Below are 19,067 nucleotides of genomic sequence, written 5' to 3' on the forward strand. Positions count from 1 at the left end.
GGACCGCACGACGAACAGGAGAGTGGCATGAACGGCACCGACAAGCAGAAACGGCTGCACTTCGAGCTCATCAATGTCGGGCTCCGCGCCCAGGCGACGGCGGTCGGGCTCGTCCAGCTCTGCATCGAGCTGCGCGAGGCGGGGGTGATCGAGGACGCGGCACTCTGCCGGATCAAGGACGCGATCGCCGACGAGGTCTCGATGACCGGCCCGCGCCGCCGCAACCAGCAGGACCTGCGCACGGAGGTCCGCCACCGGCTCGACCAGCTCTTCGCCGGCGAGAAGAAGGTCGGCCCCGCCGAGGCGCTGGCGTTCGGCGACGAGGTGGAAGCCTGATCGCAAAGCGACACGGCCGGATTGCGCTTCCAAATCGTCATCCCGCGACGGCTCAGGACAGATGGACCGGTCGCTAGCCGGCGATGGTGAACACCGAGCCGGAATCGACGCGGATGCCCGCGCCGTTGATGAAGCTCGCCCGTTCGGACACGAGGAAGGCGACCGCCGCCGCGACCTCTTCCGGCTTGCCGCGGCGCTTCAGCACCATGCCCGGGCGTTCTTCCGCCAGGAAGCTGTCGATCGCCTCGTCGAAAGACGTGCCCTTCTCCTCGGCACGCTTGCGCATCATCGCATCGGTCATCGGCGTCGCGATGAAGGCGGGCGACACCGTGTTGACCAGCACGTTGTCGCATCCATAGGCCTTGGACAGGCCTTTCGCGAGGCTGAGGATCCCGGCCTTGGACGCGCAATAGGCGAGCTCGTCCACATAGGGCTGCACCGCATCCTCCGACGCGAACAGCACGATCCGGCCCCATCCCTTGCTGCGCATCGCCGGGATCGCCTCGCGGCACATCCGCACCGCGCCCATCAGATTGATGTCCAGCGTCTCCAACCAGCCCTCGTCGTCCACCTCCAGGAAATCGCCGGTCGCGCCGGTGACGCCCGCAGCGTTGACGTAGATGTCGGGTACGCCCAGCGCCTCGCGCACCTTCCGCCAGATCGCGGCGACCTCGTCGACCCGGGTGACGTCACCCGTCACCGCGATGATCTCGCCGAGCGGCGACAGCTCGGCCACCGCCTCGTCGAGCGTCCCGTCCGGCTTGTCGGTGATCGCGACGCGCACGCCCGCCTCCAGCAACAGCCGCGCCGTCTCCTTGCCCATGCCCGAATCCGCGCCGCTGATCAGCGCGATGCGCCCGTCGATACCCAGGTCCATATCTCTCTCCTTTACTCTCGCGTCGCGAGGAAACGCTCGGCGGTGCGCAACGACAGCGCCATGATCGTCAACGCCGGATTGGCCGCGAGTGCGCTCGGAAAGACCGAGTTGTCGCAGATGAAGAGGTTGTCGACGTCGAAGCTGCGTCCGTCGCGGTCGACCACCGCGCGGTCGCCGTCCGTGCCCATCCGGCAGGTGCCGATCGTATGGGCGGAGCGATCGAGCGCGAGGATGTCGCGCGCGCCCGCCGCCTCCCAGATCGCGGTCATCGTCCGGCGCGCATGAGCGTCGATCGCCCGCTCGTTGGCGCCGTAGCTGAAGTCGACCCGCGCCTTGTGCAGGCCAAAGGCGTCGGTCTCGTCCGCCAGCGTCAGCCGGTTGGCGTCGGACGGCAGGCACTCGCCGTTGATGCCGATCCCGCCCAGCCGGTTATAGTCGTCGAGCAGGTCGACCAGCGCCGCGCCCCACAGCCCCGCGCCGCGTGCCAGATTGGCGGCCAGCGTCACCGGCAATACGCCCAGGCTCTGGATCAGATAGCCGCCGGCATGGTCGACGCCGGCGGCGCGCACCATGTCCTCGCTGATCAGCGAGGAAGGATAGCCCCGGTTCATCCGCATATCGGCGTCGAACCGGCCCCAGACCTGCGTCGCGACATGCGCCATGAAGTTCCGTCCGACCTGCCCGCTCGAGTTGGCAAGGTCGAGATTGAGCAGCAGCCGCGGCGTCTCGATCCCACCGGCGCACAGGAACAGCGCGCCGCAGCTCTGCCGCCGGCGCTCCCCGCGATGGACATAGACGACGCCGGTCACGCGGCCCCGGCCGTCGCGCTCGATGTCGATCACGCGGCACTCGGCACGAACCTCCGCGCCGTGCGCCTTCGCGAGCGGCAGCCAGCTCGTGTCGGTCGTCGCCTTGGCGCCGGTGCGGCAACCCTGGTGGCAGGTGCCGCAGTTGATGCACGCGTGTCGCTCGCCCCAGTGCGGCTGGGCGCGGTCGCGCGACACCAGCGCCGCCGGCGCGTCGGTCGCGGCGATGCCGAGCGCGGAGCAGCCGCGCGCCATGGCGTCGGCCGACGCATTGCGCAGCACCGGCGGAAAGGCGTAGCGCCGGCCGGCGTCCCAGGATAGTCGGCCGGGCCGGACACGCCGACGAACCGCTCGACCGCCTCGACATGGCCGATCAGCTCGTCATGCGCGATCGGCCAGTCTTCTCCCTGTCCGCTGTCGCTGCGCAGCCTCAGGTCGCGCGCGTCGGGACGCGGACAGAAGGCGCCCCAGTGCAGGGTCGAGCCGCCGACGCCCATGCCCGAATTATTGGCGCCGAATGCGGTCGGATCGCTCCCGCCGCTCAGCCGCTCGTCCATCCAGTAGATGTCGGCCGCCAGCTCGTCGGCGACATGGTCGTCGGGCCTGAACGCGCGACCCGCCTCGAGCACGACCACCGACACGCCCGCCTCCGCCAGTCGGGCGGCCAGCGGCGCACCGCCCGCGCCGCTGCCGACGATCACGACGTCCACGGCCTCCGCCGCGCCGTTCATGCCCTCACCGCCGTCGCCTGTTGCCAGGGCTCGATCACGTCCGCCGCGGTCACGCGATAGCCCTGTTTGCGCGGCGCATCGCCACCGACCGCGAAGCCGTCATAGCCGATCCGCGCCATCGTCGCGGGCAGCGCCATCCACTGGCGCGCGATCTCGGCGCGCGCGTCCGCGAACCACAATCGCATCCGGCGGGCGTCGAACCCGCCGCCGCCCGCCCCTGCATCGCCATCGGCGATTGCCCGAAGCGCCTGCTCACGCTCCGCCGCGGATGCCCGGAGGAAGCCGCCGGCTTCCCGGTCGAGCGTATCGAGCGCCAGCCTCCAGCTCTCGGCATCGGGCGGCAATGCGGCGTTGCGCCAGCCGTCGCCGCCGGTCAGCACCGCATCGATCCGGCAGGCTAGATCGCACGGGTCGGCGGCACCCGGCAGCACCGCTTCGACCAAAGCCGCGAGCACGGCGCGCTGATGGTCGGACAGGATCCTGCCCGGTGCCGGCGCGGCGTGTCGCTCGGTCATCACCGCCCTTGTCCGGCGGCTCACCCGGTCGGACGCGAGCAGGGCGGCGAATGGCGCCGGCAGCGCACGGGCGAAGGGCGCGGCGACGTGCTGGCGGATCAGCGCCGCGACCGCCTCCGGCTGTTCATAGGGCAGCAGATGGGCGGCGTCCGCGACTACCTCGACCCGGGCGTCGCGATAGTGCGGCAGGTTGAGCCGCCGCTGCGCGTCCTCGCCCAGATCGCCGTCCTCGCCGCCCGCCAGGATCAGCGCCGGGACCGAGAGCGTCCCCGCTGCCGCCTGCCAGTCCTCGCGGCTGCCCCGCTCCAGCCAGCCGGTCCAGGCGAGGCGTCCGGACCGCTCCACGTCGGCGAGCGCCTGGGCGCGCACCGGCCCGGACAAGGGTTTGGCGGTGTTGGCGTCGAGGAAGGTCGATGCCTCGTCCGGACCGATGCTCCCATCGGCGAACCAGCCGATCATCTCGGCGCGGCGCTCCTCCGCCATCGGTTCGGGCGCGGGGGGCGAGGCGGCGATCAGCACGACCGCCGCGAGGCCGGCAAAGGCCGGTTCACCGTCCCGCGCGCGGGCCGCCGCGAGCGTCGCGATCTTGCCGCCCATGCTGTGACCGACGGCCGCCCAGCTCTGCGGCTGCCGCGCCGCCACCTGACCGGCGAACCAGTCGACCAGCCCGGCGACGTCGAGATCGGCATCCGCGCTTCCGCCGAAGCCGGGCAGTTCGAGCGCTATGCACTCACCGACGCCCTCAAGTCCGGCGACCACGCCGTCCCACTCACGAGCACTGGCGCCTAATGCGTGGAGAAAGAAGAGATTTGCCACCACGCACCTTCACCTCGATCATAGACGCGGGATAAAGGTCAGCGGCTCTTCTGTGTTCCGATGCCGGTGAAATTTAGCATCCGAGCGCGCCGCAGCTGACTGCAACCAACCCCCCGCCCCCACGTTCGAAATCTAGTAGAGAGAGGATCGGACATGAGCGAGAAGAAGGGCCACGGCAGCGCCACCGCGCAGAAGGCCAATGCCAAGGCGGCCAAGGAGGGCGAGAAGAACCCGCGCAAGTCGTCGGCGGCGCAGGCCGAACTCGGCAAGAAGGGCGGCAAGGCGAAATAGCCGGGCGTATCGGCGGGCGCAGGTCCGCCGAGGTCCGCGTCCGCACGGCTCGCCTCGCCTATCGCGCTGATCGCGCCCTTTCGGCCGGCGTCAGCTCGATCAGCGTCACGCCGGTTCGCGGCAGGCCGAACCGCACAGTCGCTACGCCCTTCGTCACCACGGTCCGCTCTCCCGCGTGCACCGGGTCCAGGCGCGCCGCCGCCATCAGCTTCGCCCGCTGTTCGTTCGACGGTGCCTCGGGTGAACCCATCGCCTTCCAGGCGGCATAGCTGTTCGCATGTTGCGGATCGACGCGCAGTTCGGTCACCGCGGCGCCGTCGCGAAAGGCGGCGGGCAGGCCCTTCAGCCTGACCGTTACGGCAGCCTCGGGTCCAGGCACGTCGTCGTCATGATAATGCCAGACCAGCACGGACACCCGGTCGCCGTCGCGGGCCGCCACGGCGCCGATGTCCGCCGCGGCCCGCACCCCGTCGCGCAATACCGTGTCGAGGGGGCGTTCGCCGTCGGACGTCGCCGGCACCGTCCGACCCTTGATCCGCGCGAACAGCTTGAACACGTTGATGACCGGCAGGTCGATGCCTGCAGAGGTCAGCTGGCGGAATCCGGCAAAGGGCCGCTGGTCCTCGAACTCGAACGCCCAGCTCAGCACGCCGTCGAGCGTCAGGCCGCGCCGCATCGCCAGCGCCTGCAAGCGGGGAATGACCGCCGCCGTGTAGCTCGAATACATGGTGCCGTTGCGATAGGCATTGGCCGGACCCTGGCAGGCGGCGCAACCCTCCGGATCCGACTCACCGATGACGATCGGTGTTCGCCGGAAACGCGGATCGGCGGCGATCTGGCCGAACTCGTGATCCGCCGCGCGCAGATGGGTGGCGATCCCCATCCGCACATGGCTCCCGCCGGCGTCGGCGACCACGCTCGGGCTGCCCTTGGCATGGAAGGAGAGGAAGTCGGTCGGAGTCCCCGCGGCCTTCACATGCTGCAGGAAGGCGGTGAGGAAATCGTCCCCCGCCCCGGCGATGTCGGGGCCGCCGACCCGCGCCCGCGGCAGCGCGCGGCGCACGCCCCGGATCGCCGCGTCGTGCAGCCGGAAGAACTCCTCCCGCGTCCCGCCCCAATAATATTGCGGCAGGTTCGGCTCGTTCCAGGTCTGAAAATACCAGCTCGCAACCTCGTCCGCGCCATAGCGCGCTACGCAGTGGCGCACCCATTGGTAGACCAGCTCCTCCCATTTGGCGTAGTCCTTGGGCGGATAGGCCCAGCCGGTGCGCAGCTCGCCGCTACCCGGCCGCCAGTCGTGCTGATAGGGTTGCGGCCGGCTCGACAGCGCTTCCGGCATGAAGCCGATCTCGACATAGGGTTTGATCCCGCGCGCGCGATAGGTGTCGAAGATCCGGTCGACGATCGTCCAGTCGTAGATCGGCCGTCCCGCGGCATCCTCGCGATAGGCGTTGGTCGAGCCCCATTTGAGTGCCGGCGTCCCGTCTCCCGACGTCAGCAGATTGTGCGCACGGAAATAGACGCGCTCCGGGGCGAGCTGGCCGAGCGTCGCCAGCGTCGTGCGCCCGTCCTTCATCGTGGCGTAGTTGGGCTCGTCCGCGCCGAAGAAGCGCCATACCGGATTGACCGGCTCGCCCGGCCGCCCCGCATCGACGGTCACGTTGACCGGGATCGGCGCCGGCCCGTCCTGCGCCGCCAGGGGCGCCGCGCACGCCGCCCAGCCGAGGACCGCGTAGCGGGCACCGTCCACGGCGCTGCGCCGTATCCGCCTGGCGATCATGACCGAACCCTCCCCATCGCTGCGCGCGATCACCCGGCGATCGTCGTCCTGCCCCTTCTTCGCGCTTTCACCCCCCGGATCAAGGACGTGGACGCTCCGCCGCGCCCGGCTCCGGCGACCAGCCCCCGCCCAGCGCCTTGAACAGCGCCACCGTCTGCTGGCGCAGCCGCGCCTCGCTCAGCACGCGCTGCTCGTCCGCGCTGAGCGACTGCGCCTGCGCGTTGAGCACCGCGTCCTGCGCCACGAAGCCCGAACGATATTGCGCGGTGATCGCCCGCTCGCTCGCCGCCGCGTCCGCAAGGGCGCGGGTCAACGTGGCGTAGCGGTCGCGCTCGGCGGCGATCTGCGACAGCTGATCCTCGACGTCGCGCAGCGCCTGCAGCACGATCGCGCGATATTGCAGCACCGCCTCGTCGCGCTGGGCCTCGCGCAGCTTCACCGTCGCACGGCGGCGGCCGCCGTCCAGCAGCGGCAGCTGCACCGCGCCCGTCCCGGTCAGTTGCAGGCTGTCGCGGCTGATCAGGTTGGACAGGGCGGTGGAGATCAGCTGCGCCATCCCGGTCAGGCTGACATGCGGGTAGAGGTCGGCGGTGGCGACGCCGATCTCCGCATTCGCGGCCGCCAGGTTGCGCTCCGCCGCCCGCACATCGGGCCGTCGGCGCAACAGGTCCGACGGCAGGCCTGCGGGGATCGCCGGGGTCGGCGGCAGTGCCGCGGCGGGCCGCGCCAGCTCGGCGTCGAGCGCAGCGGGCGGCTGCGCCAGCAGGATGGCGAGCGCGTGGCGGCGCACGTCGATATCGGCGCGGATCGGTGCCAGCCGCGCTTCGGTACTGGTGATGTTGCCGCGCTGCCGGGTCACGTCGATCGGCGGCACCAGCCCGACCTTCGCGACATCGCCCGCGATCGCCAATGCGCCGCGCTGCCGCGCCAGCTCGCCTTCGATCGCCGCGACCTGCGCCTCGTCGGTGCGCAGCGCCAGATAGGCCTGGGCGACCTCGGCCGCGATCATCACCGCCGCGTCGCGCCGGTTCCACTCGGCCGCTTCGGTCCGCGCCGTTGCCGCCTCCACCCTGCGGCGCACGCCGCCGAAGATGTCGAGCTCCCAGCTCGCGTCGAAGCCGGCGGCGAAGGTCGTGATGCCGCTGCCGGGCAGTGCGATGCCGCCGCTCGAGCCACCGGCGCTGCCGCCCCCTCCCGCCCCGCCGTTCTGCCCGCCGAACAGCCGCGCCAGCGAGGAGAAGCCGGCATTCTTGCTGAATTCGACATGCGTCGCGTTGGCGCTGGCGTTCAGCTGCGGACCGCCGCTCGACCGCGCCACGATCTCCTGCAGGCGCGCCTCCCGCACCCGCGCCGCGGCGAGGCCGATATCGGGATTGTCGCGCAGCGCCCGCTCGATCAGCCCGGTCAGCCGCGGATCGCCGAACGTCGTCCACCATCGCGTCACGTCGACGCCCGTGCCGGCCGCCTGCGGTCCGGCAAAGGTAGCGGGCACGGGTACCGGGTCGGCGGGGCGGTAGTTCGGCCCGACCGTGCAGCCGGCCAGCGCCAGCAGCAGCGGGATCGCCCGGGTCAGCCGTCGCATCAGTGCATCCCTCCCTGTCCGCCGCCCGTCTTGCCCGCGCGCATGAACAGCACCAGCGGCGCCACCACCAGCACCACGATCATCAGCGTGCGGAAGACGTCGAGAAAGGCGAGCATCGTCGCTTGGCGCTGCACCTGGCTGTACAGGACGGCGAGCGGAGTCGTGCCGGGATCGCCCTGCCCGGCAAAGGCCCTGCCCGCGGTCGCCAGCCAGTCATTGTAATTGGGCTCGAGCGGGTTGAGCGGCTGGACCAGCTCGCTCTGGTGCTTCTGCAAGCCGTTCGACAACAGCGTCTGCGACAGGCTGATCCCGATCGTGCCGCCCAGGTTGCGCGCGACGTTGAGCAGGCTCGACGCTTGCGCCGTCTGGTTCTGGCGCAGCCCGACATAGGCGATCGCGTTGATCGGCACGAACAGGAAGGGCAGCGCCATCGCCTGGTAGAGGCGCGCGGTCGCCGCATCCCAGAAGGTGATGTCGGCATTGAGGTGCGACATGTTCCACAGCGCCGCGGCCTGGACGAGCAGCGCGGGGAAGAGCAGGAAGCGCACGTCGACCACCCCGGCCAGTCGCCCGGCAAAGGGCACCGCGACCAGCGTCGCCACCCCGCCCGCGGTCAGCGCCAGACCGGCGTCGAGAGACGAATAGCCCAGCACCTGTTGCAGCATCTGCGGGATCAGCTGCGTCGTGCCGAACAGGATCATACCCGTGATCGCCATCACCCCGATCGTCAGCGCGAAGTTGCGGTTCTTGAGCAGGCGCAGGTCGACCACCGGGTCCTTGTGGTTCAATTCCCACACCACCAGCGATACCAGCGACGTGACCGCGATGACCGCCGAACCCAGGATCAGCGGGCTGGAGAACCAGTCCTCGCGCTCGCCGCGGTCGAAGGTGATCTCCAGAAAGCCGAGCCCCAGCGCGACCAGCGCCACCCCGATATAGTCGATGCGCAGCCCGTCCTTGAACTTCTCCTTGCGGTCCTGCTGGACCTGTTCCGGCTCGTCGACGAAGATCTCGACCAGGAACCAGGCGGCGATGCCGACCGGCACGTTGATCAGGAACACCCAGTGCCAGGTCGAATATTCGACGATATAGCCGCCCAGCGTCGGCCCCAGCACCGGGCCGACCACGACGACGATCGCGAAGGCGGCGAAGGCCATGCCGCGCTTGGCGGGCGGGAAGGTGTCGGCGAGGATCGACTGTTCGACCGGCGCCAGCCCGCCGCCGCCGATCCCTTGCAGGATCCGCGCGAGCACCAGCGTCGACAGATTGGGCGCCAGCCCGCAAAGCAGCGACGACAGGGTGAACAGCGCGATCGAAATCAGGAAATAGCGCTTGCGCCCGATCGCGTCCGACAGCCAGCCGGAGATCGGGATGACGATCGCGTTGGCGACCAGATAGCTGGTCAGCACCCAGGTCGCCTGGTCGTTCGACACCGACAGGCCGCCGGCGATGTGATCCAGCGCGACATTGGCGATCGAGGTGTCGAGCACCTCCATGAAGGTGGGGATCGAGATGATCGCGACGATCAGCCAGGGCGAATAGCGGCCGGCGGCCGATCGGCTCGGGCTCCACTCGCCCGCGCCGCCGCCGCCGGCTCCGCCCTTCCCCCGTCCCTTGCCGGAGTTGCTGCCCGATCGGCGCGCGGCGGCCGCCTCCGCCACCGTCAGCGGACCTTGACGGTCGGCACGACCGACATGCCCGGTCCGATCGGATAGCGGCGCGGATCGGGACGGCCGTCGCCGGTATCGAACAGGATGCGCACCGGCACCCGCTGCACCACCTTCACGTAATTGCCGGTCGCGTTTTGCGGCGGCAGCAGCGCAAAGGCCTGGCCCGCGCCGCGCTGGATCGAGTCGACATGGCCGACGAACTCGACATCGGGATAGGCATCGACCTTGATCGTCACCGGCTGGCCGATCCGCATCAGCGTCAGCTGGGTCTCCTTGAAGTTGGCGGTGACCCACATGGCGTCGGGCACGATCGCCAGCACCTGCGTGCCCGCCTGCACATAGGAGCCGAGATTGACCTGGCGGTTGACCACCTGCCCTGCCACCGGCGCGCGGATGCGCAGATCGCCCAGGGTCGTGTTCGCCTGCGACACCTGCGCGCGCCGGGCGCCGACCACCGCCTCCGCCGACTTCACCTGGCGGCGCGCGACGCCGACCTGCGCATCGGCGGCGCCGATCTGGCGGCGGGCGGCGGCGGCATCGGCGGCGGTGACCCGGACCTGCGTGCGGGCCTGGTCGAGCTGCTGGCCTGCGACCGCGCTGGGGTCGATCCGCAGCAGCGTCTCGTACCGCGCCAAATCGGCCTGTGCCTTCAGCGCCTGCGCCAGCGGCACCCGCGCCGCGGCAGCGGCCTGTTCGCGATTGGCGATGGCGGCCGCGACCTGCGCCTCGGCCTGCTGAACCTGGGCCTCGGCCTGGGCGACATTGGCCTGCGCCTCGGCGAGCTGCGCTGCGGGACCGGAAGGCTCGATCACCGCGAGCAGCCGTCCCGGCCGGACATGACGGTTGTCGAGATCGGCGACCTGCACCAGCCGCCCCGCCGACTGGGCGGAGATGCGCACGATATGCGTGTCGACAAAGGCGTCGTCGGTCGATTCATACTGTCGCGCATGCAGGTAATAGAGCGTGCCGCCGACGATCAGCGCCGCGGCCACGACGATCAGGATGATCCAGAAGAGCGGGCGCTTGAAGATCGACGGCTTTTTCTCCCCGCCATTGTCCTCGTCTTCCTCGTCGTCGTCCGACGGGTCGTTCCTGCCCTCGCCCTCGTTCTGGTCGTCCTTCGCGGCATGGTCGTGTTCGTCACGGTCCGGCGCATCCTGCTGCGCCCGGTCGCGCGGTTCGTCGTCGCTCATGCAACCCCTTTTCTGGGCCCGCTCATGTCCCGACCGCGCGGTGCCGCGGGCTAAGACGCAGCAGCGCTCGAAAAGTGCCTTTGTTGCTCGGCGCTTATGCGGGCAAACGCGACGATCGATCCGGCTGCGATACGATCGGCCCGAATCAAATTATTGAAATACATTGGATTCCTTTTTCCAAATGCCTCGTTGACGCCCGCCGGCTCGGACCGGTGTCTGACAAGGGATCATACGATGGCCGTCAAATTCGCCGGAACGATGAACGCGATCAACCGCGGGCTGGACAGCACCAAGCCCGCCAGGGGTGCGACCATGGTCGAGGATTGGGAAGCCGCGCTGGCGGATGTCGACGTGCCGGGCGCCAAGGGCATCCTGCGCGACCTCGGCTCGCTGCGCAAACAGCTCGAGAAGGACACGCCCGATGCCGATCGCATCCACGATCTGCTGCATCGCCTCGGCGCTGCCACCACCAAGATCGCCGACCGCGCCGACGGCTCGCAGGAAAAGCTGAAGGCGCTCGGCGAGGCGCTGACCGAGGCGGGCGAGGAGCAGCCCGACGAGGACGAAGACACGGAAGCCGCCGCCGCCCCGAAGCGCGCGCGCAAGAAGTAAGCGGAGCGGGCGGGGGCGGGGTCCAACCCCGTGCCCCGCCCTTTCCCATGAAGCCAACCGCGCCACCGGACGTTTCCCCGCAGCAATTTCGGTCGAGGGACAGGACGGATGAGCGGGCGGACGGTCGTGGTGACGGGCGCGGAATCGGGGATCGGGGCAGCGTGCGCGGCGGCCTTCGGGGCGGCGGGCGACCGGGTCGCCATCTTCTATCATGCCGATCGCGACGCCGCGGAGGCCTCCGCCGCGGCGGTGCGCGGCGCGGGCGGCGAGGCGATGACCGTTCAGGCGCAGGTCGAGGACGAGGCCTCGGTCGACGCCGCCTTCGCCGCGGTCGAGCAGGCCTGGGGCGCGGCGGCGGTGCTGGTCAATTCGGCCGGGCTCAACATGACCGGCGTCACGGTGCGCGACATGGCCCTCGACCAGTGGCGCCGGTTGATCGACACCGACCTGACCGGCGCCTTCCTCGTCTCGCGCCGCTTCCTGACCGGGCGCGGTACCGCGGCCGGCGACGCGGCGATCATCCATATCTCCTCGATCCACGCCTATGCCGTGCGCGCGGGCGGGGCGGACTATTGCGCCGCCAAGGGCGGACTGACCACGCTCGTCGAGACGCTGGCGGTCGAGGAGGCGGCCCGGGGCACCCGCGTGAATGCGATCGAACCGGGCATGATCCTGACCCCGATGAACGCCCGCGCCCAGACCGACATCGACTATCGCCACGCCCTCGAGCGCAACATCCCGATGGGCCGCGCCGGCAAGCCCGAAGAGGTGGCGGACCTCGCCGTCTTCCTCGCCAGCGACCGCGCGCGCTACATCACCGGTGCGCGCATCGTCATCGATGGCGGCCTGTCGCTGATGCAGGCGCTCGGCGCATGACCGCCAGCGTCGCCGATCCGCATCGCAAGGATGCGGTCGCCGCCGCGGACGAGCCGCTCGACTTCAACGTCAAGCGGATCGAGACGGTGACGCTCGACGGCCCCGCGGCGCTGATGGCCCGCGACCTGATGAGCCCCTATGTCTGGCGCGAGCCGGACGGGCGCTGGGGTATCATGGTCCGCGCGGTGGTGCGGCAGGGCGAGCCGCTGGTTGATACCGGCCGGATCTGGGCCGGGTGGAGCGACGACGGCCGGCACTTCACGATGCTCGACGCGCCCTCGATCGTGCCCGGCCCGGGCGACCACGACGCCGGCGGGGTGGAGGATCCCACCGTCGTGCGGACGGCGGACGGCTATGTCGTCTATTATTCCGGCGTGCTCGCCGACCATGCCCATGGCGAACTCTCCTATGCCAGCGGCCCCGCGCTGGACCGGCTGGTGAAGAGTGGGGTCGCCCTCGCCTCCTCCAAATCGGAGGGGAATACCAAGGAGGCGACCGTCGACCGCACCGCCGACGGACGCTGGCGGCTCTTCTACGAATATGCCGCCGACCAGGCGTCGCGCATCGGCCTTGCGATCGGCCCGGATGTCGGTGGTCCCTGGACCGAGCAGCCCACCCCCTTCATGCCGCGCGAGGACAGCTGGGACGACTGGCACCTGTCGACCGGCCCGCTCCTCACCGACGATCCGGCGCGGCCGGTGATGTTCTATAACGGCGCGACCCGCGACGCACGCTGGCGGATCGGCTGGGTGGCGTTCGACGCCGACTATGCGCGGGTCGTGGCGCGCGGGATCCAGCCGCTCCTCACCCCGCCCCCCGCGGACGACCGCGGCGCCACCGACATCGCCTTTGCCGCGTCCGTGGTGGTCGAAGACGATCGGATCTGGCTGTATTACTCGCTGGAAGACCGCAAACTCGCCCGCGCGCTGATCCGGCGATCGTGATCCGAGCCATTCGGTAAACCGGTCCCTGATCTTGTATCGTGCGGCGATACGCAATACAGTGAAGTGTGATCGTCAGCTTCCGGCACAAGGGTCTCGAAGCCTTCTACGACCGTGGCACAATGCGGGGCATCCAGGCGAGCCATGCGAAGAAGCTGCGGAACATCCTCGGCCTTCTCGATGTCGCGGCGGCTCCGGGCGATATGAACCTGCCCTCCTTCCGGCTTCACGCGCTGAAAGGGGATCTGAAGGGGCATTGGTCGGTCTGGGTCAACGGCAACTGGCGCGTCACCTTCCGCTTTGTCGGCACCAATGCCGAGCTGGTCGATTATCAGGATTATCATTGAGGGCATGACGACGATGCACCACCCCCCGCACCCCGGCGAACTGCTGCGCGACGAGGTCATCGCCGCGTTGAACCTGTCGGTGACCGAGGCCGCCAGCCGCCTCGCCATGTCGCGCGTCGCCCTGTCGCGCGTGCTGAACGGCAAGGCGGGCATCAGCCCGGACCTTGCCCTGCGCCTCGAACAGGCCGGGGCCAGTACCGCCCGCGCCTGGCTGGCGATGCAGGCGAATCATGATCTCTGGTGCGCTCGTCAACATGCGCAGCCGCCTGTGCGCCCGTTGCAGGATGCAGCCTGACCGCCGCGGGCGTCGCTACCGATCGAACCGCACGATCTGCCGCACCGCCCGCCCCTCTGCCAGCGCGTCGAAGCCCTGGTTGATCTCGGCCAGCGAGAGATAGCCGCTGACCAGCCGGTCGACCGGCAGTCGCCCGGCGCGGTACAGCGCGACGTAACGGGGGATGTCGCGCATCGGCACGCAGGTGCCGATATAGCTGCCCTTCAGCGTCCGTTCCTCCCCGACCAGCGCGACGATATTGACCGGCAGCGCGGCATCGGCCGGCGGCAGGCCGGCAGTGACGGTGGTGCCGCCACGCCGCGTCATCGCCACGGCGCTTTCGAGCGCGCGGACCGATCCCGCCATCTCCAGCACCACGTCGCACCCGCCGGCCGTGAGCGCACGCACCTGCGCCGCCGCATCGGCACCGGCGAGCACCGTCGCGCTCGCGCCCAGACCGCGGGCGAGCGCCAGCTTGTCCTCCATCAGATCGACCGCGATGACCTGCGCCGCGCCCGCCGCGATCGCGCCAAGGACCGCCGCCAGCCCGACCCCGCCCAGCCCGACCACCGCCACTGTCTGCCCCGCGCGCACCGCGGCGGTGTTGATCACCGCCCCCACGCCCGTCAGCACCGCGCAGCCGAACAGCGCCGCCTCGTGCAGCGGCAGATCGGCATCGACCTTCACCAGCGACCGGCGCGCAACGACCGCATGGCTGGCAAAGGCCGAACAGCCGAGATGATGATGTACCGCGCCTGCCGCCGCATCCATGGCCGGATCGTGCAGCCGCACCGCGCCGGAGAGCAGGGTTCCCGCCCCGTTCGCCGCCGCGCCCGGCTCGCACAGCGCCGGCCGCCCCTCGGCGCAGGGCAGACAATGGCCGCAGCTGGGCATGAAGACCATGACGACATGGTTGCCCACCGCAAGATCGCCGACATCCGCGCCCAGCGCCTCGACCACGCCGGCCGCCTCGTGCCCCAGCGCCATCGGTACCGGGCGCGGCCGGCTGCCGTCGATCACCGACAGGTCCGAATGGCACAGGCCCGCCGCGGCGATCCGCACCAGCACCTCGCCCTGGCCCGGCGGGTCGAGTTCCAGCGTCTCGATCGCCAGCGGCCGGCTCTCGGCATAGGGTCGCGGCGCGCCGCGCCGGCGCAGAACGGCAGCCTCGATCTTCATGCCCGGTCGATCCTCTTCCTCGTCCGCCCCATGGTGGAGCGCCGCGATCGGCGCGACAACCCGCCTGCGCGGCGCAGCCGATGGTTGACGCGCGCGCGCCGTGCGCCTTCGATCGCGCCATGACCGACGAGACGACGCGCGCGCCGCTGCATCCCCGTACCGCCTATCGCTGGTGGCAACCGATCGTCACGCGGTGGAGCGACAACGACGCCTATGGCCATGTCAACAACGCGATCTACTATCATTGGTTCGACACGGCGGTGAATGCATGGCTGATCGCACAGGGCCTGCTCGACGTCGAGCGCGGCGATCCGATCGGCCTGGTGGTGGAGACGCGCTGCCGCTACGCCCGGCCGCTCGCCTATCCCGAGCCCGTCGAGATCGGCCTCGCAGTCGAACGGCTCGGCCGGTCGAGCGTCACCTACCGGCTCGGCGCCTTCGCGACGGGCGAGGCGGATCCCGCCGCCCAGGCCCTCTTCACCCATGTCTATGTCGACCGCCCCACGCGTCGCCCGGTGCCGTTGCCGGACGCCTGGCGCGAGCGGCTGGAGACGCTCCAGACCGGCTTGTAAATAGAAGCGTTTCCGGACACGATGGTGCTGGCGGCACGACGCCGCGAAGGGGTGATCCGGCCATGCTAGCCACCGTCCTCGCTCTGGCGCTCCAGGCTGCGCCGTCGGCCCCCGCCCCGCGGGGACTGGCGGGCGACTGGACGGTCGATCTGTCGACCCGGCCGGGCCAGCCCTATACGCAGCCGATGCAGCTGACGCTCCAGCCGGACGGTACGGTCACCGGCTCGTTCTACCAGAGCACGATCGAGAAGGGGCGCTGGAAGACGGACCGTGGCCGGACCTGCGCCAGCTTCCGGACGTCGGACGGCAAGGGACCCTATCACACATCCGTCTGTCTCCGCGGCGACCGCGCCGAAGGACAGACCTGGGCCGAAGCCCGGAACTTCCTGTTCAACTGGTTCGCCGAGCGGGCCAGGTAGAAGCGGAAGGCGCCCCTCCTACCCCGACCGCCGCGACGACAGTCGCAGCAGCCGGCCGCCGCTGCCATCCTCCAGCAGCCACAGCGCGCCGTCGGGGCCGGTCAGGACGAAGCGGGTGCGCGCGTCCATGTCCCAGCGGGCGATCTCGCGCGGATGGTCGCCGTCGAAGCCCAGCTGGACGAGCGTGCTCGATCCCAGCCCGCCGACAAAGGCGGTTCCGCGCCACTCCGGGAACATCGCGCCCTTGTAGAAGGTGAAGCCGGCCGGCGCGATGACCGGGTTCCAGTAGAGTTCGGGCTGCCGGAACTCGGGCCGGGTGGCGGGCCTGGGGATCGGCTTGCCGTCGTAATTGTCGCCATAGGAAACGAGCGGCCAGCCATAGTTCGCACCGGCTTCGATCAGGTTCAGCTCGTCGCCGCCCTTGGGACCCATCTCGGTCTCCCAGAGCCGCCCCTGGTCGTCGAAGGCGAGGCCGTAGGGATTGCGCAATCCGCTGACCCAGGTCTCTGCCGGGGTCAGGTTCGGCCCGGGCATAGCGACCGTCCGCACCTTCGCGCCCGCCGCCGCCTGCGTGTCCTCGGGCGGATCGATCAAGCCGATCCGCGTCGCGCCCTGCCGGCCTGCGCCCGGATTGCCCGGCGCCGGCGCCCCGTCGAGCGTCAGCCGCAGGATCTTGCCGAGCGCCTGATCGGGATCCTGCGCCGGGGTGAAGCGCTGCCGCTCGCCGACCGTCAGGAACAGGAAGCGTTGATCGGGCGAGAACGCGATATAGCCGCCGAACTGCCCGCCCGCCCCGCGGGGAAGCTGCCGCCAGAGGACCTCGACACCGGTCAGTGCGGCGGTATCTCCCCGGTCGACCAGCGTCGCCCGCGCGAGCGCGAGGCCGTCGCCTCCCTCGCCCGGCTCGGCATAGGTCAGATAGATGCGATGGTCCTGCGCGAAATGCGGCGAGGCGATCACGAACAGCAGGCCGCCCTGCCCTTCATAATGGACCCTCGGCACGCCGCTGACCGGTATCTTGCGGCCGGCCTTGGTGACGATCCACAAGGCGCCGGGCTTCTCCGTGACCAGCATCCGGTCGTCGGCTATGAAGGTCAGCGCCCAGGGGTCCTCGAAGCTGGCGATCGCTTCGGTGCGGAAGGGCTTCGTCGCCATCGGCCGGGCCGAGCCATAGTTTACGGGCTCGGCAGGTTCGGCCGCCGATCGCGCCGGCTGCTGCGTCCGGCCGCACCCCGCCAGCAGGGCGGCTCCGGCCATGAGCAGCGCGAGGCGACGATGACGGGGGCGGTGGCGCATGCGATGGGTCCTGGCGGCGAAGGGTCAAGTGGGGAACGCCATCGATCCGCTCTGCGGATCAAGCGTTTCCACCCGGGCGCTCATATCCTCGCAGGCCTGTCCCGTCGACGCTAAGGACCCGATTTACCATCCGAAATGTTTCGGCCTCCATGGATGGCGACAGGCGGAGCGGACATTGAGCCAGGTTGATGCAGCCGGGCGTGCAGGCGACGCCGGCGAGGGCCAGAGCGTTGGCACGCCGGCGGAGGGGAGCATGGACGTCGGCGCGCGGGAGCCGATCGGATCGCCGGGCATGCATCATTGGCAGGAGGCGACCGTCACCGAGCCCGGGCTCGACGAACGCGGCAACGTCTTCTTCGCCGCGATCGGGATGACGCGCATGCCGATGGTGATCACCGATCCGCATCAGGACGACAATCCCATCGTCTTCGCCAACAACGCCTTTCTCGACCTCACGCTCTACGAGAAGGAAGAGGTGCTGGGCCGCAACTGCCGGTTTCTCCAGGGCGCGCAGACCGATCGCGACCAGGTCGCGAAGCTGCGCGCGACGATCGAGCGGGAGGAGTCGATCGCCCTCGAGTTGCTCAACTACAAGCGCGACGGCACGCCCTTCTGGAACGCGGTGTTCATCGGTCCCATCCATGACGCATCCGGCAAGCTGCTCTACTTCTTCGCCAGCCAGATCGACGTCACCCGCCGTCGCGAAAGCGAGAGGACGTTGCTGCAGACCCAGAAGATGGAAGCCGTCGGCCAGCTGACGGCGGGGCTGGCGCACGACTTCAACAACCTGCTCCAGGTCGTGAACGGCAATCTCGAGCTCGCCGCCGCCCGCGTCGAGGACGACCGCATGCGCCGCTATATCGAGAGCGCACGCACGGCCGCCGAAAAGGGCGCCAAGCTGACCGGACAACTGCTCGCCTTCGCCCGCAAGACGCGGCTCGATCCGCGCCCCGTCGACATCAACGCCACCATCACCAGCTTCTGCGACGTGCTCGAAAGCTCGCTCGGCAAGCAGGCCGAGCTCCAGTTGACGTTGCGTCGCGGCCTGCCCCGGGCCATCCTCGATCCCGAGCAGTTCGAAATGGCGGTGCTCAACATCGCCATCAACGCCCGCGACGCGATGCCGAACGGCGGCCTGATCGAGATCGTCACGAGCAAGCTTTCGCTCGACGGGGACGCGCCGGCCCGTTCGCTTTCCCCGGGCGACTATGTGGTGGTGGAGATACGCGACGAGGGACAGGGCATGCCGCCGCACGTCGCGGAGCGCGCGACGGAGCCCTTCTTCACGACCAAGGGCACCGGCAAGGGCACGGGGCTCGGCCTCGCCATGGCCTCCGGCTTCGTCCAGCAGTCGCGCGGGCGGCTCGAGATCGACAGCAAGCCCGGCCGGGGCACGACGATCCGGATGCTCTTCCCCTCCGCGGTCGGCGAGCAGCCCGACCGGCCCCAACCCCTCCACCACAGTGCCCCCGCCCCGTCGGGCGACAATAGGTCCGGCGCTCATATCCTCGTGGTCGAGGACAGCAGCGAGGTGCTCGCGCTCGCACGCGAGATACTGGAAGGCGTCGGCTACCGGGTGTCGACCGCGGAGACCGGCGAGGCCGCGCTCGCGCTGTTCGAGACCCTGCCGGCCGGCACGGTCGACCTGCTCTTCACCGACCTGATCATGCCGGGCGGGATCAACGGCATCGTGCTGGCCGCCGAGATCGCGCGGCGCGCGCCCGACCTGCCCGTCCTGATGACGACGGGGTATAACGAGGAACTCGTGGCGGAAGGGCCGACGCGCGCCGGGCTCGACGTCCTGGGCAAGCCCTATCGGCGAAGCGACCTGCTCGACCGCGTACGGCAGGCGCTCAACCGCCGCGGCAGCACCGTCGGCGAGACCGGTCGCACCCCGACCTGACCAGGCCCGGCTGCCATCGGGCGGCCCGCCGCCCGGACCACGTCCGCGCCA

General features: G+C 70.1%; 20 protein-coding genes. 10 read left to right on the forward strand and 10 right to left on the reverse strand.

The window, feature by feature from the left end; all coding sequences use genetic code 11:
* Positions 1-27 precede the first annotated feature (27 nt).
* Positions 28-336 (forward strand): hypothetical protein, encoded by a 309-nt coding sequence (locus IEX18_RS16220; protein ID WP_188660239.1) that lies wholly within the window; start codon positions 28-30, stop codon positions 334-336.
* Positions 337-409: 73 nt separating this feature from the next.
* Here IEX18_RS16220 and IEX18_RS16225 read toward each other — a convergent pair whose 3' ends face one another.
* The 4 genes from IEX18_RS16225 to IEX18_RS16235 are packed head-to-tail and all read right to left on the reverse strand — an operon-like array spanning position 410 to position 4,081.
* Entirely contained in the window at positions 410-1,213 is an 804-nt protein-coding gene (locus IEX18_RS16225; protein WP_188660242.1) for an SDR family NAD(P)-dependent oxidoreductase, read from the reverse strand.
* Positions 1,214-1,224: 11 nt separating this feature from the next.
* On the reverse strand, positions 1,225-2,169 hold the full coding sequence (locus IEX18_RS16230) for a GMC oxidoreductase (protein WP_373284594.1): 945 nt from the start codon (positions 2,167-2,169) through the stop codon (positions 1,225-1,227).
* Positions 2,052-2,750, reverse strand: a complete 699-nt coding sequence (locus IEX18_RS18880; RefSeq protein ID WP_373284588.1) for an FAD-binding protein — start codon at positions 2,748-2,750, stop codon at positions 2,052-2,054. The genes IEX18_RS16230 and IEX18_RS18880 overlap by 118 nt, the downstream gene beginning before the upstream one ends.
* Positions 2,747-4,081, reverse strand: coding sequence for an alpha/beta hydrolase (locus tag IEX18_RS16235; RefSeq protein ID WP_188660245.1), 1,335 nt, complete (start codon positions 4,079-4,081; stop codon positions 2,747-2,749). The genes IEX18_RS18880 and IEX18_RS16235 overlap by 4 nt, the downstream gene beginning before the upstream one ends.
* Positions 4,082-4,234: 153 nt before the next feature.
* On the opposite strand from IEX18_RS16235, the gene IEX18_RS16240 reads away from it, so the two are divergent.
* On the forward strand, positions 4,235-4,372 hold the full coding sequence (locus tag IEX18_RS16240; protein WP_188660248.1) for a hypothetical protein: 138 nt from the start codon (positions 4,235-4,237) through the stop codon (positions 4,370-4,372).
* A gap of 58 nt (positions 4,373-4,430) precedes the next feature.
* On the opposite strand, the gene IEX18_RS16245 is transcribed toward IEX18_RS16240, so the two are convergent.
* The 4 genes from IEX18_RS16245 to IEX18_RS16260 form a co-directional block, all read right to left on the reverse strand.
* A complete protein-coding gene (locus IEX18_RS16245) occupies positions 4,431-6,152 on the reverse strand; it encodes a GH39 family glycosyl hydrolase (protein ID WP_188660252.1) in 1,722 nt (573 codons plus the stop codon).
* A gap of 79 nt (positions 6,153-6,231) precedes the next feature.
* On the reverse strand, positions 6,232-7,734 hold the full coding sequence (locus tag IEX18_RS16250; RefSeq protein ID WP_188660255.1) for an efflux transporter outer membrane subunit: 1,503 nt from the start codon (positions 7,732-7,734) through the stop codon (positions 6,232-6,234).
* Positions 7,734-9,395: a DHA2 family efflux MFS transporter permease subunit gene (locus IEX18_RS16255; protein ID WP_188660258.1), complete on the reverse strand. Its 1,662-nt coding sequence runs from the start codon at positions 9,393-9,395 to the stop codon at positions 7,734-7,736. Before IEX18_RS16255 ends, IEX18_RS16250 begins: the two co-directional genes overlap by 1 nt.
* A gap of 2 nt (positions 9,396-9,397) precedes the next feature.
* Positions 9,398-10,597: an HlyD family secretion protein gene (locus IEX18_RS16260; RefSeq protein ID WP_188660261.1), complete on the reverse strand. Its 1,200-nt coding sequence runs from the start codon at positions 10,595-10,597 to the stop codon at positions 9,398-9,400.
* Between the two features lie 234 nt (positions 10,598-10,831).
* Between IEX18_RS16260 and IEX18_RS16265 the strand changes: the two genes are divergently transcribed.
* The 5 genes from IEX18_RS16265 (at position 10,832) to IEX18_RS16285 (ending at position 13,668) form a co-directional block, all read left to right on the forward strand.
* A complete protein-coding gene (locus IEX18_RS16265; RefSeq protein ID WP_229664655.1) occupies positions 10,832-11,209 on the forward strand; it encodes a hypothetical protein in 378 nt (125 codons plus the stop codon).
* Positions 11,210-11,317: 108 nt separating this feature from the next.
* Positions 11,318-12,085 (forward strand): SDR family oxidoreductase, encoded by a 768-nt coding sequence (locus IEX18_RS16270; RefSeq protein WP_188660264.1) that lies wholly within the window; start codon positions 11,318-11,320, stop codon positions 12,083-12,085.
* Positions 12,082-13,029, forward strand: a complete 948-nt coding sequence (locus IEX18_RS16275; RefSeq protein ID WP_188660267.1) for a glycoside hydrolase family 130 protein — start codon at positions 12,082-12,084, stop codon at positions 13,027-13,029. The genes IEX18_RS16270 and IEX18_RS16275 overlap by 4 nt, the downstream gene beginning before the upstream one ends.
* 65 nt (positions 13,030-13,094) lie before the next feature.
* Positions 13,095-13,373 (forward strand): type II toxin-antitoxin system RelE/ParE family toxin, encoded by a 279-nt coding sequence (locus IEX18_RS16280; RefSeq protein ID WP_188660271.1) that lies wholly within the window; start codon positions 13,095-13,097, stop codon positions 13,371-13,373.
* A gap of 4 nt (positions 13,374-13,377) precedes the next feature.
* A complete protein-coding gene (locus tag IEX18_RS16285; RefSeq protein ID WP_188660274.1) occupies positions 13,378-13,668 on the forward strand; it encodes a HigA family addiction module antitoxin in 291 nt (96 codons plus the stop codon).
* A gap of 15 nt (positions 13,669-13,683) precedes the next feature.
* On the opposite strand, the gene IEX18_RS16290 is transcribed toward IEX18_RS16285, so the two are convergent.
* The gene (locus IEX18_RS16290; RefSeq protein ID WP_188660278.1) at positions 13,684-14,826 is read right to left on the reverse strand and encodes a zinc-dependent alcohol dehydrogenase family protein; all 1,143 of its coding nucleotides are present in this window, start codon (positions 14,824-14,826) and stop codon (positions 13,684-13,686) included.
* A gap of 80 nt (positions 14,827-14,906) precedes the next feature.
* Between IEX18_RS16290 and IEX18_RS16295 the strand changes: the two genes are divergently transcribed.
* Entirely contained in the window at positions 14,907-15,398 is a 492-nt protein-coding gene (locus tag IEX18_RS16295; RefSeq protein WP_229664656.1) for an acyl-CoA thioesterase, read from the forward strand.
* A gap of 62 nt (positions 15,399-15,460) precedes the next feature.
* Positions 15,461-15,817 carry a lipocalin-like domain-containing protein gene (locus IEX18_RS16300; protein ID WP_188660281.1) on the forward strand — a complete coding sequence of 119 codons (357 nt, stop codon included), beginning with the start codon at positions 15,461-15,463 and terminating at the stop codon, positions 15,815-15,817.
* An 18-nt stretch (positions 15,818-15,835) separates the two neighbouring features.
* Here IEX18_RS16300 and IEX18_RS16305 read toward each other — a convergent pair whose 3' ends face one another.
* Positions 15,836-17,113 carry a PQQ-dependent sugar dehydrogenase gene (locus IEX18_RS16305; RefSeq protein WP_229664657.1) on the reverse strand — a complete coding sequence of 426 codons (1,278 nt, stop codon included), beginning with the start codon at positions 17,111-17,113 and terminating at the stop codon, positions 15,836-15,838.
* A gap of 175 nt (positions 17,114-17,288) precedes the next feature.
* Between IEX18_RS16305 and IEX18_RS16310 the strand changes: the two genes are divergently transcribed.
* The gene (locus tag IEX18_RS16310; RefSeq protein WP_308419356.1) at positions 17,289-19,016 is read left to right on the forward strand and encodes a PAS domain-containing protein; all 1,728 of its coding nucleotides are present in this window, start codon (positions 17,289-17,291) and stop codon (positions 19,014-19,016) included.
* Positions 19,017-19,067 lie beyond the last annotated feature (51 nt).

It is taken from the genome of Sphingomonas metalli (assembly GCF_014641735.1).
GTDB lineage: Bacteria > Pseudomonadota > Alphaproteobacteria > Sphingomonadales > Sphingomonadaceae > Sphingomonas > Sphingomonas metalli.

Bases quoted from the DNA above. Each gene is read 5' to 3' on its own strand.
- IEX18_RS16275 (WP_188660267.1), top strand. From the start codon at position 12,082: ATGACCGCCAGCGTCGCCGATCCGCATCGCAAGGATGCGGTCGCCGCC.
- IEX18_RS16285 (WP_188660274.1), top strand. From the start codon at position 13,378: ATGACGACGATGCACCACCCCCCGCACCCCGGCGAACTGCTGCGCGAC.
- IEX18_RS16240 (WP_188660248.1), top strand. From the start codon at position 4,235: ATGAGCGAGAAGAAGGGCCACGGCAGCGCCACCGCGCAGAAGGCCAAT.
- IEX18_RS16220 (WP_188660239.1), top strand. From the start codon at position 28: ATGAACGGCACCGACAAGCAGAAACGGCTGCACTTCGAGCTCATCAAT.
- IEX18_RS16265 (WP_229664655.1), top strand. From the start codon at position 10,832: ATGGCCGTCAAATTCGCCGGAACGATGAACGCGATCAACCGCGGGCTG.
- IEX18_RS16300 (WP_188660281.1), top strand. From the start codon at position 15,461: ATGCTAGCCACCGTCCTCGCTCTGGCGCTCCAGGCTGCGCCGTCGGCC.
- IEX18_RS16250 (WP_188660255.1), bottom strand. From the start codon at position 7,734: ATGCGACGGCTGACCCGGGCGATCCCGCTGCTGCTGGCGCTGGCCGGC.
- IEX18_RS18880 (WP_373284588.1), bottom strand. From the start codon at position 2,750: ATGAACGGCGCGGCGGAGGCCGTGGACGTCGTGATCGTCGGCAGCGGC.
- IEX18_RS16260 (WP_188660261.1), bottom strand. From the start codon at position 10,597: ATGAGCGACGACGAACCGCGCGACCGGGCGCAGCAGGATGCGCCGGAC.
- IEX18_RS16295 (WP_229664656.1), top strand. From the start codon at position 14,907: ATGGTTGACGCGCGCGCGCCGTGCGCCTTCGATCGCGCCATGACCGAC.
- IEX18_RS16305 (WP_229664657.1), bottom strand. From the start codon at position 17,113: ATGCGCCACCGCCCCCGTCATCGTCGCCTCGCGCTGCTCATGGCCGGA.
- IEX18_RS16225 (WP_188660242.1), bottom strand. From the start codon at position 1,213: ATGGACCTGGGTATCGACGGGCGCATCGCGCTGATCAGCGGCGCGGAT.
- IEX18_RS16270 (WP_188660264.1), top strand. From the start codon at position 11,318: ATGAGCGGGCGGACGGTCGTGGTGACGGGCGCGGAATCGGGGATCGGG.
- IEX18_RS16290 (WP_188660278.1), bottom strand. From the start codon at position 14,826: ATGAAGATCGAGGCTGCCGTTCTGCGCCGGCGCGGCGCGCCGCGACCC.
- IEX18_RS16245 (WP_188660252.1), bottom strand. From the start codon at position 6,152: ATGATCGCCAGGCGGATACGGCGCAGCGCCGTGGACGGTGCCCGCTAC.